Below are 15,492 nucleotides of genomic sequence, written 5' to 3'. Positions count from 1 at the left end.
TCAAGCGGAGACGGCGGCGAATCCGCCGTAGAAAGACAGGGCGTTGCGACTAAAGACACCGGTGTCTATCGCAGGGTCAAGCGCCCTTATGGCGTCCCGCGCCAGACCCAGCCAGCCGGCGTATTCGCCCGCCAGATCGAGCACCGGCCAGTCGCTTCCCCAGACCAGCCGATCGGGACCGAACAGGGCGAAGATCTGTTCGATGTAGGGGATGACGGCCGCATCCGGTTGCCCCGCCCCCTTCTCGGTCAGCAGCCCCGAAAGCTTGCAATGGACGTTCGGCAGGCCGGCCAGAGACGACAGGGCCTCGAACCATTCCGCCCTGCCTTCGCCCGCGATATCCGGCTTGGCCGCATGGTCGATGATGATGGGCAGGTCCGGCCAGCGCCGCGCGAACTCCGCCAGAAACGGCAGATGCCCGGGCCGCACCAGGGCGTCGAAACGCAAGCCCTCGGCGAGCATCGCCTCGACCGCCGGGGTCAGGCCGGGATCGGCGATCCAGTCGACCGGCAGGGCCTGCAGCATCGGGCGCAAGGCTCGCAGCTTCGGCGACCGCGCGAGGGCCGTGATCCGCTCGGGCGCATCAGCGGCGAGAAGATCGATCCAGCCCACGACGCCCAGCACCCGATCATCGGTCTCGGCGACCGACAGTAGCCATTCCGTGTCGCCTTCATTCGGTTGCGACTGGACCAGCACCGTGCCGGTCACACCCGCCGGACCAGCCACGCGCCAGAAGTCGTCCAGCCCGAAGTCGCGATGGATCGCCGGGAGGTCCGGGCCGGGCCACTCATGGCCCGGAGCCTCAAGACGCCAGAGGTGCTGATGGGCATCGATCAGCACGCCACGATAGCCTTGATGACGCCGTTGGCGGGATCCATCCAGGCCTCCATGACGTCGGGCAGCTCCAGCAGATCGGCCTTGTGGGTGTTCAACGCCTCGACCGGGACCAGCCCGTCGCGCATGGCCTGAATGACTGTCTCGAAATCCTGGGGCGTGGCGTTGCGGCTGGCAAGCAGGGTCGTCTCGCGGCGGTGGAACTCCGGATCGCTGAAGGTGATGTCGGCCCCGACCACCGAGATCAGCACATAGGTCCCGCCGTGGGCGACATAGGCGAAGCCCGCCTCCATGGCCGCTGGGCTGCCGGTCGCGTCGAAGACGACATCAAAGAAGTCGCCGCCGGTCAGGGCGCCGAGCCGCGCGGGCGTTGCATCGTCTACCACCACGACATGGTCGGCGCCGATCCGGTCGTGGCAGAAGGCCAGACGATCCGCGCGCCGGTCGATGACAGTGACGCTGGCGCCGCGCAATCTGGCGAACAGGGCCGCCGCGATACCGATCGGCCCGGCCCCGACCACCAGCGCGCTCTGTCCCGGCTTCACGTCGGCGCGGCGCACAGCATGGGCCCCGATGGCGAGGAATTCGATCATGGCCGCGGCGTCGAGGCTGACGCCCTTCGCCGACCTGAGGAAACGGCTGGGCACGGCGATATAGCGCGCCATGGCCCCGTCGCGGTGCACGCCCAGCACCTGGATCTTCATGCAGCAGTTCTCGCGCCCCTTGCGGCAGGCCGCGCACTCGCCGCACGACAGATAGGGCAGGACGTAGACCGGCTCCCCGGGCTCGAAGCCGCTGCCCTCCGGCGCCGTCGCGACCTCGCCGGACAGCTCATGGCCCATGACGCGCGGATAGCTGAGATAGGGCTGGGTGCCGCGATAGATGTGCATGTCGGTGCCGCAGACCCCGACCCGGCGCACCCGCACCAGAACCTCGCCGGGCGCCGGCTCCGGCGTCACGCGCTGCTCGCGATCCAGTCGCCCGGGCTCGGTGCAGACGACGACGTCCATGAGGGCGCCTTCCCCTTCGAGGGACGGGTGATCCATCGCTGACATGATCGGTTTCCTCGCCCGCCGGACTGGCGCCGACATTCGTCATATATGACGATCTATTTGCACATATGACAACATGGACATCGTGCGGAAACGCGCTTCTGTTGACGGTTCCCGCGACGCTCGGCATGTCGTCGGGTTACACCTCGAGAGCGGGACAGGATGACGAAGGAAGCGGACGACCGGCGGTACAAGGCCCCGGCCCTGGAAAAGGGGCTGGACGTGCTGGAGCTGCTGTCGCGGTCGGAAAAGCCTCTGACCATCAATGAGACCGGCCGCATTCTCGACCGGTCGCACGGCGAACTATTCCGGATGATCCAGGTGCTGGTCTACCGGGGCTATATCGAACAGGTGCCGGGGACGGACAACTATCAGCTGACCGACCGGCTGCTGTCGCTGGGGCTCGAACGCCCCTTGATGCGCTCGCTGGTCGAGGTGGCCCTGCCGGAGATGCGCCAGCTCGCCGAGTTCTGCGGCCAGTCCTGCCACCTGGCGGTGCGGGCGCTGGGCGACATCGTGGTCATCGCGCGGATGGAATCGAGCCAGCAGCTCTCCTTCTCCCTGCCCGTCGGCTATCGCCAGCCCCTGCCCAAGACGGCCTCGGGCGCGGTGCTCTACGCCTTCCAGACCGAGGCGGTGCGCGCGGCCTGGCGCGCCAGCTTCGACCCCGAGATCGACGCCGCGACGCTGGAGACCTTCGACAAGCGCGTCGCCCGCACCCTGAAGAACGGTCAGGAACAGTCGGCCAGCCGGTTCGTCGAGGGCGTCAGCGACATCTCCGTGCCGGTCTTCCGCGGCGGCTCCGCCGTGGCGGCCCTGACCATCCCCTATCTGAAGCGGTTGAACGCCCGGGTCTCGCTGGATGAGGCCGCCACCGCCCTGACCGAGGCTGCCGGCCGCATCTCCGAGCGGCTGATTGGCGCCGACGTCCGCCCCTGAGCGTCTCGCGCCCTAGTCGAGGGCGCGGTCGAGGTGGGTATAGCCGCCGTCGGGGAAGACCCACTGGCCGGTCGTATGGCTGGCCCGGTCCGACAGCAGGAAGACGACGGTGTCGGCGATCTCGCGCGCCGTGGTCATGCGATGGCCCAGCGGAATGCGCCGGGTGATCTCGGCCTGTTTCGCCTCCGGATCGTCGAAGGTGTCCAGCCAGCTGCGATACAGGGGCGTCATCACCTCGGCCGGCGCCACGGCGTTGACCCTGACGCCGTGCGGCGCCAGCTCGGCCGCCCATTCCCGCGTCAGCCCCAGCTGGGCCGCCTTGGCCGCGACATAGCCGCTGGTTCCGCCCTGACCCGTCACCGCCGTCTTGGACGAGATGTTCACGATCGCCCCCTTCGAGGCGCGCAGATACGGAAGGCAGTGGTGCGCCATGCCGAAATAGTGGCCCAGATTCTCGGTCACCGAAGCCATGAAGGCCGAGAGCGGCTTCTCCAGCCCGGCCCCGTCGTTGCGCCCGGCGTTGTTGACCAGACCGTGCAGGCCGCGCCCGAGGCCGACCGCCTTCTCCACCGCCGCGACGCAGGCCGCCTCGTCCGTCATCTCGGTCTGGACGAACAGGAAGTCGGGCTGCAGCGCCCTCAGGCTCGCCTCGAACTCCGGCGCCAAAGGGCTGCGGCCGAGGATGACGGGGATCGCCCCTTCCTCGGCCAGAACGGTCGAGATCGCCCCGCCGATGCCCGCCCCGCCGCCGGTGACGATGACCACCCGGCCCTGAAGTCCCAGATCCACGCTTCCACTCCCGTTTGGCGTCCTGGGGACGCTCTCATTGGTCAAGTTGACGACACCACAGACTGTGCGGCGGCTTGATCAGCCTATGCACATATGCGATGGACTCTTTACCTATACAAAAACAGACAGGCCAACCACCATCAAAGTGGAGGCGCCTGCGGGGAAACGAAACCGGCCATGGCGATCCTCCAACCTCCACCCGATACCTCCGCGGCCGCGCCCGGCGCGAAAGGTCTGATCACCCCCGGCTTCCGGCTCGGCTTCGCCCTGATCGTCAGCCTCTTCTTTCTCTGGGCCATCGCCAACAATCTGAACGATATCCTGATCCGCCAATTCCAGAAGGCGCTGGATCTGGACAGGGCCGAGGCGGGGCTGATCCAGTTCGTCTTCTACATCGGCTATTTCGTCATGGCCCTGCCCGCCGGGATGGTCATGCGGCGCTTCGGCTATCGGGCCGGCATACTGCTGGGCCTGGGGCTCTATGCCGCCGGGGCATTGCTGTTCTGGCCCGCCGCCGATCTTCAGGTCTACGGCGCCTTCCTTCTGGCCCTGTTCGTCCTGGCCGCGGGCGCGGCCTGTCTGGAGACGGCGGCCAACCCCTATATCGTCGCCTTCGGCGATCCTGCGCGCGGCGCCCAGCGCTTGAACTTGGCCCAGGCCTTCAACGGCGTCGGCGCGGTCCTGGCCCCCATCGTCGGAGGGATCTTCATCTTCTCGGGCGTGGAGATGGACGCCGCGGGCCACGCCGCCCTGCCGCCCGCCGAACTCGCCGCCTGGCGCGCCGGCGAGGCCGGGATGGTCCAGATGCCCTATCTGGTTCTCGCCCTTCTGGTGCTCGCCGTCGCCGCCGCCGTCGCCTTCGTCCCCCTGCCCGAGGTCCGACCCCATGCAGAGGCCGGCCGCGCCGGGGCCTGGCGTCGTCTGCTCGGCAATCGCCTGCTGGTCGGCGCCGTCATCGCCCAGTTCTTCTATGTCGCGGCCCAGGTCGGGGTCTGGAGCTATTTCGTCGACTTCGTGAAGTCGGTCGCGCCCGGGATCAGCGAACGCAACGCGGCCTTCCTGCTCTCGGCCAGCCTCGCCCTCTTCACCCTCGGCCGGTTCGGCGGGGCGGCCCTGATGTCGCGCGTCTCCCCCGCCCGGCTCCTGACTCTCTTCGCCGTCGCCAACGTCGTCCTCTGCGCCGCCGCCGCCCTGTCGCCCGGCCTCGGCGCGGTCGCGGCCCTCGTCCTGACCGGCCTGTTCATGTCCATCATGTTCCCGACCATCTTCGCCCTCGGCGTCCGCGATCTCGGACCGGACCAGTCGCTGGGCGCCTCACTCATCATCATGGCCATCATCGGCGGCGCCGTGGCGCCTCCGATCATGGGCTGGATCAGCCATGGCCAGGGCGGGTTGCGCGCGGCCCTGATCGTGCCCCTCATCGCCTTCGTCGTGGTCGGGGTCTTCGGCCTGCGCCAGCTTCGCGCCGCGAAAGGAGCCGTCGCTTGAGACTCAAGGACAAGACCGCCTTCGTCACCGCCGGCGCCCAGGGCATCGGCCGCGCCATCGTAGAGGCCTTCGCGCGCGAGGGGGCGACGGTGATCGCCGCCGACATCAATGCCGAGGCCCTGGCGACGCTGGAAGGCGTTCCGGGCGTCCAGACCCTGCGTCTCGACGTCACCGACCGCGAGGCCGTCGCCGCCCTGCCCGCCCGTTTCCCGACTGTCGATGTGCTGGTCAACGCCGCGGGCATGGTCCACGCGGGCGATATTCTGGACTGCGACGAGGACGCCTGGGCCCGGTCCCTGGACCTGAACGTCACCGCGACCTACCGCCTGTGCCGCGCCTTCATCCCCGGCATGCTGGCGAAGGGCGGCGGCTCGATCGTCAACGTCGCCTCCATCGCCTCCAGCATCAAGGGCATCCCCAACCGCTTCGCCTATGGCGCCACCAAGGCCGGGGTGATCGGCCTCAGCAAGGCCATCGCCGCCGACTTCGTCGGCCGGGGCGTGCGCTGCAACGCCATCTGCCCGGGCACCATCGACACCCCGTCCCTGCGCCAGCGCGTCGCCGAACAGGCCGTAGCTCAAGACATCGGCTTTGGCGCCGCCATGGCCGCCTTCGAGGCGCGTCAGGCTGTCGGCCGCCTCGGCAAGCCCGAGGAGATCGCCGCCCTCGCCGTTCACCTCGCGGGCGACGAATCCGCCTTCACCACTGGCGCCGTCCACGTGATCGACGGCGGCTGGATCAACTGAGCCCGCCACCTCCCCAAAGGCCCCGATGAAACTCCTCCGCTACGGCCCCGCCGGCTTCGAACGCCCCGGCATCCTGGACTCAGAAGACCGCATCCGCGACCTGTCCGCCGTCATCTCCGACATCGCGGGCGACGTCCTGACGCCCGCAGGTCTGGCCCGTCTGCGCGCGATCAACCTCGACGACCTCCCCCTGATCGAGAGCGCGCCCCGGATCGGACCGTGCGTCGGCGCGGTCGGCAAGTTCATCTGCATCGGCCTGAACTACAGCGACCACGCCGCCGAGAGCGGGATGGAGGTTCCCCAGGAGCCGGTCGTGTTCAACAAATGGACCAGCGCCATCTGCGGCCCCGACGACGACGTCGAGATTCCGCGCGGATCGGAAAAGACCGACTGGGAGGTCGAGCTGGGCGTCGTGATCGGGAGGGCCGGCCGGTATATCGACGCCGCCGACGCGATGGAGCACGTCGCCGGCTATTGTGTCATCAACGACGTCAGCGAGCGCGCATTCCAGCTGGAGCGCGGCGGGACCTGGGACAAGGGCAAGGGCTGCGACACCTTCGGCCCGATCGGCCCCTGGCTGGTCACCCCGGACGAAGCCCCCGCTCCCGACGCCATGCGTCTGTGGCTCGAGGTCGACGGCCGCCGCTATCAGGACGGCTCCACCGCCACCATGGTCTTCGACGTCCCGACCATCATCGCCTATCTGAACAAGTTCATGAGCCTGCAGCCGGGCGACGTCATATCCACCGGCACCCCGCCCGGCGTGGGTCTGGGCCAGAAGCCGCCCGTCTATCTGCGTCCCGGTCAGACCATGACCCTGGGCATCGACGGTCTGGGCGTTCAACGCCAGCGCGTCGTCGCCGCGACCTGAGACGGCCTTTCATGACCCGCATCACCGCCCTTCGCACCATCGACGTCCGCTTCCCGACCAGCCAGGCGCTGGACGGGTCGGACGCCATGAACCCCGACCCCGACTATTCGGCCGCCTATGTCGTGCTGGAGACTGACCAGCCCGGGCTGGAGGGTCACGGCCTGACCTTCACCATCGGTCGCGGCAACGAAATCTGCATCGTCGCCATCGAGGCTCTTCGCGAGCGGGTGGTCGGTCTTGAGCTGGCCTGGATCACCGAGGATCCGGGCCGGTTCTGGCGGCATGTCACCGGCGACAGCCAGCTGCGCTGGATCGGCCCGGACAAGGGCGCCATCCATCTGGCCACGGGCGCGGTCGTCAACGCGGTCTGGGATCTGATGGCCAAGGCGGCGGGCAAGCCGGTCTGGCGTCTGGTCGCCGAGATGTCGCCGGAGGAGTTCGTTCGGGCCATAGACTTCCGCTACCTGACCGACTGCATCACCCCCGACGAAGCCCTTGTCCTGCTGCGCGAGAAGGCGGCGGGCAAGGCGGAGCGGATCCGCACGCTCGAGGCCGAGGGCTATCCCTGCTACACCACCAGCGCCGGCTGGCTGGGCTACAGCGACGACAAGCTGCGTCGCCTCGCCACCGAGGCCGTCGCCGCCGGCTTCCGCCACATCAAGCTCAAGGTGGGTCAGGACCGCGAAGATGACATCCGTCGCCTGCGCATTGCCCGCGAGGCCATCGGCGACGCCACCCTGATGATCGACGCCAACCAGGTCTGGGAGGTGGATGAGGCCATCGACTGGATCAACGACCTGGCCTTCGCCCGTCCCTGGTTCATCGAGGAGCCGACCAGCCCCGACGACGTCCTGGGCCACGCCGCCATCCGACGCGGCATCGGCGACATCAAGGTCGCGACCGGTGAGATGTGCCAGAACCGCATCCTGTTCAAACAGTTCATCATGGCCGGCGCCATCGATGTGGTGCAGATCGACGCCTGCCGTCTGGGCGGGCTGAACGAGGTGCTGGCGGTGCTTCTGATGGCGGCGAAGTACGACCTGCCGGTCTGTCCACACGCGGGCGGTGTCGGCCTTTGCGAATACGTCCAGCACCTGTCGATGATCGACTATGTCTGCGTCTCGGGCACGCGCGAGGGCCGGGTGATCGAGTACGTCGACCATCTGCACGAGCATTTCCTGGAGCCGTGCGAGATCCGGGGCGCTGCCTATATGCCGCCCAGGGCGCCGGGCTTCTCGATCGAGATGAAGCCGGAGTCCCTGCGCCGCTACGAATGGAATCCGGCTGCGCCGACCAGCGCCGTCGCATAGGCCGAAAACCTAGGTCGGCCGGCCGTCCTTGCGGGTCATGTCGTCGAGGTTCCAGTCGGCCTCGACGAAGGCGCGGCGCGTGGACGGCAGGACCGGATAGCCCCCGACCTCCGTCTCGTCGTCGATGACCCGGCCGGTCCCGTCGCGCACAGACTGGAGGATACGGGCATCCACCGCATCGCGGGCCCAGGGCCGGGCCCCGGCCTCGGCGAAGACCCAGGCCTCGACCTCTCCCGAGGGACGCGCGGTGAAGGCAGGCGGCCAATGCGGAGGTTCATCGAGGCGGATGATCTTCAGGTCGCGGTCCGACTGGATCGCCATCTCGTGCATGACCCGGCCGTCGGCATGGAAGGCGGGATTGTCGATGGCGTAGAGCGCGACGTCGCCCTGGGACTCGGCCAGGAAGAACGGCAGGTCTGCTCGCGTCGAGGCCCCGCCCTTCGTAAGGTTCCCGACCAGCGCCAGCCGTCCTGTCTCCCACGGATGATCGCCCCACTCCGGAGCGTTCAGCCCGTAATGCATGCAGCGGTTGCCCGGGTCGTAGATCAGGTTGTTGGCGCTGACCGCATGGGCCCCGCCCTTGAACAGCTGATTGCGCTCGTAGTTGTGCGCATAGAGGTTGCCCGCGATCAGGATGGCCGTCGCATTGTCGTGGATCAGGGTGCCCTTGGAGTGCTCGCCCTTGGAATGGCTGGCGTGCGACAGGCCCTCGGCGACGATGTTGCGGGTGAAGCTGATGCGGTGAGAGGTGTGCTGACGCCAGGCTTCCACCGTATCGCCGCCGTCGAAACGCGCGCCCGAGGCCGACAGATTCTCGTCGGTCGCCCAGCTGAAGCTGCACTGGTCCACGATGACGTCATGGGCGCCGCGGGTGGACAGGCCGTCGACCTCCCAGCCGCTACGCTGAGCCGCCCCGTCTGCGCCCGGCCGGATACGGATATGGCGGATGACCACGTCATGGGCCGACAGGCCGATGCCGCCACGAATGATGGTGATCCCCGGCTCCGGCGCCGTCTGGCCGGCGACGGTCAGGAAGGGGTTGTCGATGCGGATGTCGCGGCGGCCCAGGTCGATGATCCCGCCGACCTCGAACACCACGATGCGCGGCCCCTCCGTCTCCAGCGCGGCCCGCAGGGAGCCGGGCCCCTCGCCCGCCAAGGTCGTGACCCTGAGGATCGCCCCGCCGCGTCCTCCCTTCGTCGTCGCCGCCCAGCCCATGGCCCCGGGAAAGGCCGCGCCCGAGACCTGTGCCTCAGCCCGAGCGACCGCGGGGACAGTCGCCGGGACCAGGGCGCCGGCGGCGAGGCCGGCCATCAACTGCCTGCGGTGGATCATGACGGGCGCTCCGCGATCGAGAGGGCATTCTGAACAAAAAATAGGCGCCGGCACATGGCCGGCGCCTTTGAAGCCGCCCTGGGAAGGAGATGTGTGGGCGGAAGCCGGCTCTAGAAAGTCATCCGGGCGCCGAGCATGATCTGGCGACCGTTGGTGCCGTAGGAGGTCACCACCGGGCTCGACTGATAGGCCCAGCGATCATTGGCCTGGTTGGTCAGGTTGAGCGCTTCCAGGGTCACGCTGATATTTGGCGTGAACTTGTAGCTGGACGAGAAGTCGACGTTGAACGTCTCCTGGCTTCCACCGAAGTCGTTGACCAGCGGGCTGTCGCAGACGCCCGGATCGCAGGTGCCGGTCGCCAGCGGATAGGTGGTCTGATAGGCGGCGCGATAGGCCGTCGACACCCGGGCCGAGAACTTCGGAACCTCGTAGTAGAGGGTGAAGTTGAAAGCGTCCGGCGAGGCGCCGAGGAAGGGCGCGCCCCCGATCACCAGCGGCTGCGGGCTCAGGATGTAGTCCAGCTGGCTTTCGATATGGGTGTAGTTGGCCTGGATGCCGAGGTTTTCGAAATACCAGGGCAGGAAGGACAGGGTCTGCTGGTACGAAATCTCGATACCGCGCAGATAGCCCCCCGGCGCGTCGCGGAACTGGCGCACTGCGAAGACCTGATCGCTGTCGATATAGGCGCGCTGGGCCGCCAGGGTGGTGCTGGGCGTGGCGCCCGGCGCGTCCAGGAAGGCCTCTCGCAGCTGGGCGATTTCGGTCGCCGACAGGATTTCCGACAGGCGGTTCTCGCCGACGAGGGTCTGCGGGAAGCTGCCGATCTCCTTGTCGAACAGGGCGATCGAGAACAGGGTGTCGCGCGACGGATACCACTCGAAACTCAGGTCGTAGTTGGTCGCCCGGAACGGCTGGAGCTTGGGATTGCCCAGGGTGATGCTGCCGCCCGTGGTCGCCCCGGCCGCGCTCGGCACCGAGAAGCCGGTGACGCTCGGCGCCAGGTTGCCCAGCAGCGGCCGCGCCATGACCTTGGACCAGCCGAAGCGCAGATACATGTTGTCGGCGATCTCATAGACGGCGTTCAGCGACGGCAGGGTGTCGTCATACTCGTTGGTCGCCGAGACGCGCCGGGCCGTGGTCGTCAGGCCCGAGGACTCCAGCTCGGTCAGGGCATAGCGCACCCCGACATTGCCGCGCAGCTCGCGACCGAACAGCTCGGTGTTGAAGTCGGCCTGGAGGAAGATGCTCGTATCGGTCTCGTCCACACCATAGGTGTTGGCCGGGCTGCGCAGGCCCGACAGACGCCAGTCGCCGAACTTGTTGATGCAGTCGCAGGTGAAGCCGAAGCGGTTGATGAAGGCGTCCAGGTTCGGCGCCCAGAAGGACGTCGGCATGCCCGCCGGCACATCCAGTCCCTTGCCCCACTCGATCAGTTGACCCATGTCGCGCACGGTCGTCGGCGAGCCGCCTTCCAGCAGGCTGGGGTTGACCGTATCGCCGACCAGACGTTCGTACTGGGCGGTGCTGAAGCCGAAGTTGCGGCGGCTGCCGCCGAACTTCAGGGTGATCTGGTCGTTGGCCTCATAGGCGAAGTCCAGACGCCCGCCGTCGTAGGTGTTCTCCACGAAACGCTTGTAGGCGCGCAGGGCGGAGAAGCCCTTGACCACATCCCACTTCGTCGGATCCGCGACATCGAAGCCGAAGCTCATCAGCGGGAAGTCCCCGCCGCCGCGGGCGTCGTAGATGAAGTAGTCGTTGCCCGCCGTGCCGTTGCCGGAGTCCATCCGGTTGAACTCGGCGACCAGGCCCAGGCTCTCGTTGGTCGATTTCGAGGCGCCGTAGATGAAGTTCATCCGGAAGCGGTCGGTGAACTGGTGGTCGATGTTGATCGACAGCTGCTGGAACTCGGTGGTGAAGCTGCCCGAATCCGCCCGCGACGCCATGTCGACATTGCCGAGCTTCAGATAGGTCGCCTGCGAACCGTCGTCGCTGACCGCCGCGTCGATCAGCCTGGTCGCCGGCCGCCCGATAAAGGCGCCGCGCATGGCCAGGCCGTAGGGATCGTTGATATACCCGGGCGAGGTCGGATTGTTATAGTATTCGTAGACGTCGAGATTGTTCGGATTATAGCTGAAAGCGTAACCCGGAACCAAAGAGCCGCCGTTCAAAGACTGACCACAGTCGATCTCATCACGAATACGCGTTCCGTCGCTGCCGAACAGGGCCGGTTGCGCGGTACAGTTGGAATAGAGGCCGCGACGCTGGGTGGCCGAGCCCTGGTTGGTGTTGGCCGTGCCCGGGCTGGGCGGGCCGGGACGGGCGGTGTTGTAGCTGTAGTTGGTGGCGTTCGGGATGACGCCCGAGGTGTTGTTGCGGTTCAGCCCGATCGGCGAGAGCTGGTAGTTGATCGAGGTGCTTTCGAACTTCGAATAGAGGCCGTCGACGCTGACGGTGGTGCGGTCGGTGGGCCGCCACTGACCGCCCAGGGTCAGGCCGATCCGCTCCTGATCGATATCGCGGTGGCTGAGGGTCGGCAGGGCCGGGATCCTCACCTGCGAGCCGCGCCCCGTGCCGTTGATCAGGGCGTAAGCGGCCGGGTCTGAACCGGTCAGCAGGGCCAGGGCGTTCGGATTGGTGACGTTCGGAATGGTCGTCCCGATCGGACGGGCGAAGCCCTGATATTCCGTACCGGCCGGGTTGCTGGTGCCCTGGAAGGTGGCGCCGCGATAGGCGTAGTCCGACTGACCCGGCGAACGCTCGAAGCTGTCGCTCGACGAGTCGCGCTTGTTGTAGGCCACCGAGCCCAACAGGCCGACTTCGCCGATGTGATTGAAGCGCCAGCGGTCCGAGATCAGGGCGGCGACGCGCGGATTGTGGCTCTCGCCGTTCTCGTAATAGGCGTCCTGAACCGAAAGGCCGAAACGCGGCCCCTGGAAGTTGAACGGGCGGCCCGACACCAGATCGACCGTGGCGCCCAGCGCGCCTTCGTCGGTCTCGGCGGAGGCGGTCTTCTGCACCTTCAGCGAGCTGAACAGCTCCGAGGCGAAGGTCGAGAAGTCGAAGCCCCGGCCGCGGTTCGGGCTGGAGCCGGAATCGTTGGAGCCGGCGGTGGACAGGGTCTCGAGCCCGTTCAGACGCACGCGGGTGAAGTCGCCCCCCAGACCGCGCACCGAGATCGAACGGCCTTCGCCGTTATCGCGATCGATCGAGACGCCCGGCAGGCGTTGCAGCGACTCGGTCAGGTTGGCGTCGGGGAAGTCGGCGATGTCCTCGGCGTTGATCTCGTCGATCATCACATTGGAGTTGCGCTTGGTGTCCAGCGCCCGGCGCAGCGACTGGCGATAGCCGGTGACGACGACTTCTTCGACCTCGGACGCCTGATCGGTACTGGTTTGGGGCGTCGCGGTCTGCGCCGAGGCGGCGGAACCGACGGTGAGCGCGGCCAGGATGACCCCGGACGCAACGGAACTGGCGAGCACGGTCGTGCGGTTGAGCTTCATGATTTCCCTCCATGGGGATTTCGCTGAATCCCCGCCCTGATGCTGCTCTTTGAACGGCAGCGTTAATTAGTATGATAATATGACGATCCCGCCGCAAGCTAAAATTGTTAGCGCAAACACTCGCGGCGAGTCTTCATATTTGCGATAGCATCTTCACCCATGAAGACAGTTCTGGCAATAGGGACCCAATGGCCGTCGCCAGCGCGCGCAGATCGCGCGCAGAGACAGACGGTTCAGCGTAGGGAGAGACCATGATGACCCATCGATTCCGGAACGCGTCGCGCCGGCAGCTGCTGCTCGGAACGGCGGCTGCGGCCGCGGTCGCCGCCCTGCCCGCGATGGCGCGCCAGGCGGTCCCGCCGCCGATGGTTCCCCTGCCCCGCACCGGCCAGCCCGCGCCGCTCAAGCTCTGGTATCGCAACCCGGCCGAGCTCTGGACCGAGGCCCTGCCGCTGGGAAACGGGCGTCTGGGCGCCATGGTCTTCGGCGGGGTAGCGCGCGACCGGATCCAGCTGAACGAGGACACCCTGTGGGGCGGCGGCCCTTATGATCCGTCGAGTTCAGACGCCCTCGCGGCCCTGCCCGAGGTCCGCCGCCTGATCTTCGCCGGTCAGTATCTGGAAGCGCAGGACCTCGCCCAGGCCCGGATGATGGGCAAGCCGATCCGCCAGATGTCCTATCAGACCATCGGCGAGCTGATGCTGACCTTCGGCGTCTCCTCGGCGAGTTCTGGCTATCGCCGCGAACTGGATCTGGAAGACGCCGTCCACCGCGTCGAATACCGTCAGGATGGCGTCACGTTCCGGCGCGAGATGTTCGCCTCGGCGCCCGACGATGTGATCGTCCTGCGCCTGAGCGCCGACAAGCCGGGCGCGCTGGACTTCGGCGCCGCCTTTGAAACTCCTCTGGCCGGAACCGCCGCCATCGACGGCGACACCCTGACCCTCTCGGGCCGCAACTCGGGCCAGAACGAGGTCGCCGGGGCCCTCAGCTTCCAGACCCGGGTCAAGGTCATCGCCAAGGGCGGCCGCACCCGCGCCGACGGCGACGCCCTGCATGTCGAGGGCGCCGACGAGGCCCTGCTGCTCATCGCCATGGCCACCAGCTACAAGGGCCCCAAGGACGTCAACGGCGATCCGGAGGCGAAGACGCGGGCGACGCTCGCCGCCCTGACGCCCGACTTCGAAGCCCTGAAGGCCCGTCACCTCGCCGACTACAAGCCCCTGTTCAGCCGCGTCAGCTTCGAGGTCGGGACCACCGAGGCCGCCCTGCCCTCGACCGACCAGCGCGTCGCCAAGTCCCAGTCGATGGACGATCCCGCCCTGGCCTCACTCTACTTCCAGTACGGCCGCTACCTGCTGCTGTCCTGCTCGCGTCCGGGGACGCAGGCGGCCAATCTGCAGGGGCTGTGGAACGACAAGCTGAACCCGCCGTGGGGGTCCAAGTACACGATCAACATCAATACCGAGATGAACTACTGGCCGGCCGAGCCCTGCGCGCTTCAGGAGTGCGTCGAGCCCCTGATCGCCATGGTCCGCCAGATGGCCGAGACCGGTGCGGTGACGGCGAAGACCAACTACGGCGCGCGCGGCTGGGTCTGCCACCACAACACCGACCTGTGGCGCGCCACGGCGCCGATCGACGGCGCCAAGTTCGGCATGTGGCCCATGGGCGGCGCCTGGCTCTGCACCCACCTGTGGGACCACTTCGACTACAGCCAGGACAAGACCTATCTGGCCGAGGTCTATCCCCTGCTGAAGGGGGCCACCGAGTTCTTCCTCGACACCCTGGTCGAGGACCCGTCGGGTGACGGCCTGGTCACCTGCCCGTCGATGTCGCCCGAGAACAACCACCATGCGGGCGTCTCCATCTGCGCCGGGCCGGCGATGGACCGGCAGATCCTCCGCGACCTGTTCGCCCAGACCGCGGAGGCCGCAAAGGTCCTCGGCCGCGACCGCGCCTTCCAGCGGCAGGTCCTGGCGACCCGCGCCCGCCTGCCCGCCGACCGCATCGGCAAGGCGGGTCAACTTCAGGAGTGGATGGAGGGCTGGGACATGGAGGCGCCCCAGATGAACCACCGCCACGTCTCCCACCTGTACGGCCTGTTCCCCAGCCATCAGATCAACCTGCGCGACACCCCCGCGCTGGCCGCCGCCGCCCGCCGCTCGCTTGAGATCCGCGGCGACTACGCCACCGGCTGGGGCACGGCCTGGCGCATCAATCTGTGGGCCCGTCTGGCCCAGGGCGACCATGCCCACAGCGTGCTCAGCCTGCTGCTGGGGCCGGAGCGGACCTATCCCAACATGTTCGACGCCCACCCGCCGTTCCAGATCGATGGCAATTTCGGCGGGACCAACGCCATGGTCGAGATGATCCTGCAGTCGCGCCCCGGAGAGATCGAACTCCTGCCCGCCCTGCCCACGGCCTGGGCCGACGGCAAGTTGCACGGCGTCCGGGCGCGCGGCGGCTTCTCGCTGGATCTGGACTGGAAGGCGGGCCGTATGTCCTCGGCCGTGCTGCGCGGTCCGGCCGGGGCGAGGACGCGGGTCCGCTATGGCGATGCGGTTCAGACGGTCGTCATGGGGCGAGACGGGGTCGTGACCCTGACGGTATGATCAAGCTTCGTCT

Annotated in this window: 11 protein-coding genes; 6 read left to right on the top strand and 5 right to left on the bottom strand. The window is 67.7% G+C overall.

The features are described from left to right. Positions 1-840: an amidohydrolase family protein gene (locus AC1ROD_RS05765; protein WP_492947292.1), complete on the bottom strand. Its 840-nt coding sequence runs from the start codon at positions 838-840 to the stop codon at positions 1-3. Further along, positions 834-1,889, bottom strand: a complete 1,056-nt coding sequence (locus AC1ROD_RS05760; protein ID WP_492947291.1) for a zinc-binding alcohol dehydrogenase family protein — start codon at positions 1,887-1,889, stop codon at positions 834-836. The genes AC1ROD_RS05765 and AC1ROD_RS05760 overlap by 7 nt, the downstream gene beginning before the upstream one ends. A gap of 159 nt (positions 1,890-2,048) precedes the next feature. Here AC1ROD_RS05760 and AC1ROD_RS05755 point away from each other — a divergent pair, with 159 nt between their 5' ends. Further along, positions 2,049-2,825 carry an IclR family transcriptional regulator gene (locus tag AC1ROD_RS05755; RefSeq protein ID WP_492947290.1) on the top strand — a complete coding sequence of 259 codons (777 nt, stop codon included), beginning with the start codon at positions 2,049-2,051 and terminating at the stop codon, positions 2,823-2,825. Positions 2,826-2,837: 12 nt separating this feature from the next. On the opposite strand, the gene AC1ROD_RS05750 is transcribed toward AC1ROD_RS05755, so the two are convergent. Beyond that, positions 2,838-3,614, bottom strand: a complete 777-nt coding sequence (locus AC1ROD_RS05750) for an L-fucose dehydrogenase (protein WP_492947289.1) — start codon at positions 3,612-3,614, stop codon at positions 2,838-2,840. A 177-nt stretch (positions 3,615-3,791) separates the two neighbouring features. On the opposite strand from AC1ROD_RS05750, the gene fucP reads away from it, so the two are divergent. From fucP to AC1ROD_RS05730, 4 genes are read left to right on the top strand one after another with little or no spacing between them, the layout of a single operon-like run. After that, a complete protein-coding gene (gene fucP, locus AC1ROD_RS05745) occupies positions 3,792-5,102 on the top strand; it encodes an L-fucose:H+ symporter permease (protein ID WP_492947288.1) in 1,311 nt (436 codons plus the stop codon). Continuing rightward, the gene (locus tag AC1ROD_RS05740; protein WP_492947287.1) at positions 5,099-5,848 is read left to right on the top strand and encodes an SDR family oxidoreductase; all 750 of its coding nucleotides are present in this window, start codon (positions 5,099-5,101) and stop codon (positions 5,846-5,848) included. Before fucP ends, AC1ROD_RS05740 begins: the two co-directional genes overlap by 4 nt. 25 nt (positions 5,849-5,873) lie before the next feature. After that, the gene (locus tag AC1ROD_RS05735) at positions 5,874-6,719 is read left to right on the top strand and encodes a fumarylacetoacetate hydrolase family protein (RefSeq protein WP_492947286.1); all 846 of its coding nucleotides are present in this window, start codon (positions 5,874-5,876) and stop codon (positions 6,717-6,719) included. Between the two features lie 11 nt (positions 6,720-6,730). Continuing rightward, the gene (locus tag AC1ROD_RS05730) at positions 6,731-8,029 is read left to right on the top strand and encodes an L-fuconate dehydratase (RefSeq protein WP_492947285.1); all 1,299 of its coding nucleotides are present in this window, start codon (positions 6,731-6,733) and stop codon (positions 8,027-8,029) included. Positions 8,030-8,038: 9 nt separating this feature from the next. Here AC1ROD_RS05730 and AC1ROD_RS05725 read toward each other — a convergent pair whose 3' ends face one another. Continuing rightward, on the bottom strand, positions 8,039-9,364 hold the full coding sequence (locus tag AC1ROD_RS05725; protein WP_492947284.1) for a pectate lyase family protein: 1,326 nt from the start codon (positions 9,362-9,364) through the stop codon (positions 8,039-8,041). A 110-nt stretch (positions 9,365-9,474) separates the two neighbouring features. Next, positions 9,475-12,864 (bottom strand): TonB-dependent receptor, encoded by a 3,390-nt coding sequence (locus AC1ROD_RS05720; protein WP_492947283.1) that lies wholly within the window; start codon positions 12,862-12,864, stop codon positions 9,475-9,477. Positions 12,865-13,118: 254 nt separating this feature from the next. Between AC1ROD_RS05720 and AC1ROD_RS05715 the strand changes: the two genes are divergently transcribed. Further along, a complete protein-coding gene (locus AC1ROD_RS05715) occupies positions 13,119-15,479 on the top strand; it encodes a glycoside hydrolase family 95 protein (RefSeq protein ID WP_492947282.1) in 2,361 nt (786 codons plus the stop codon). The last annotated feature ends 13 nt before the right edge of the window (positions 15,480-15,492 follow it).

It is taken from the genome of Brevundimonas sp. GW821-FHT12E07 (genome assembly GCF_058807035.1).
This window is presented reverse-complemented; position numbering and strand designations above follow the sequence as displayed.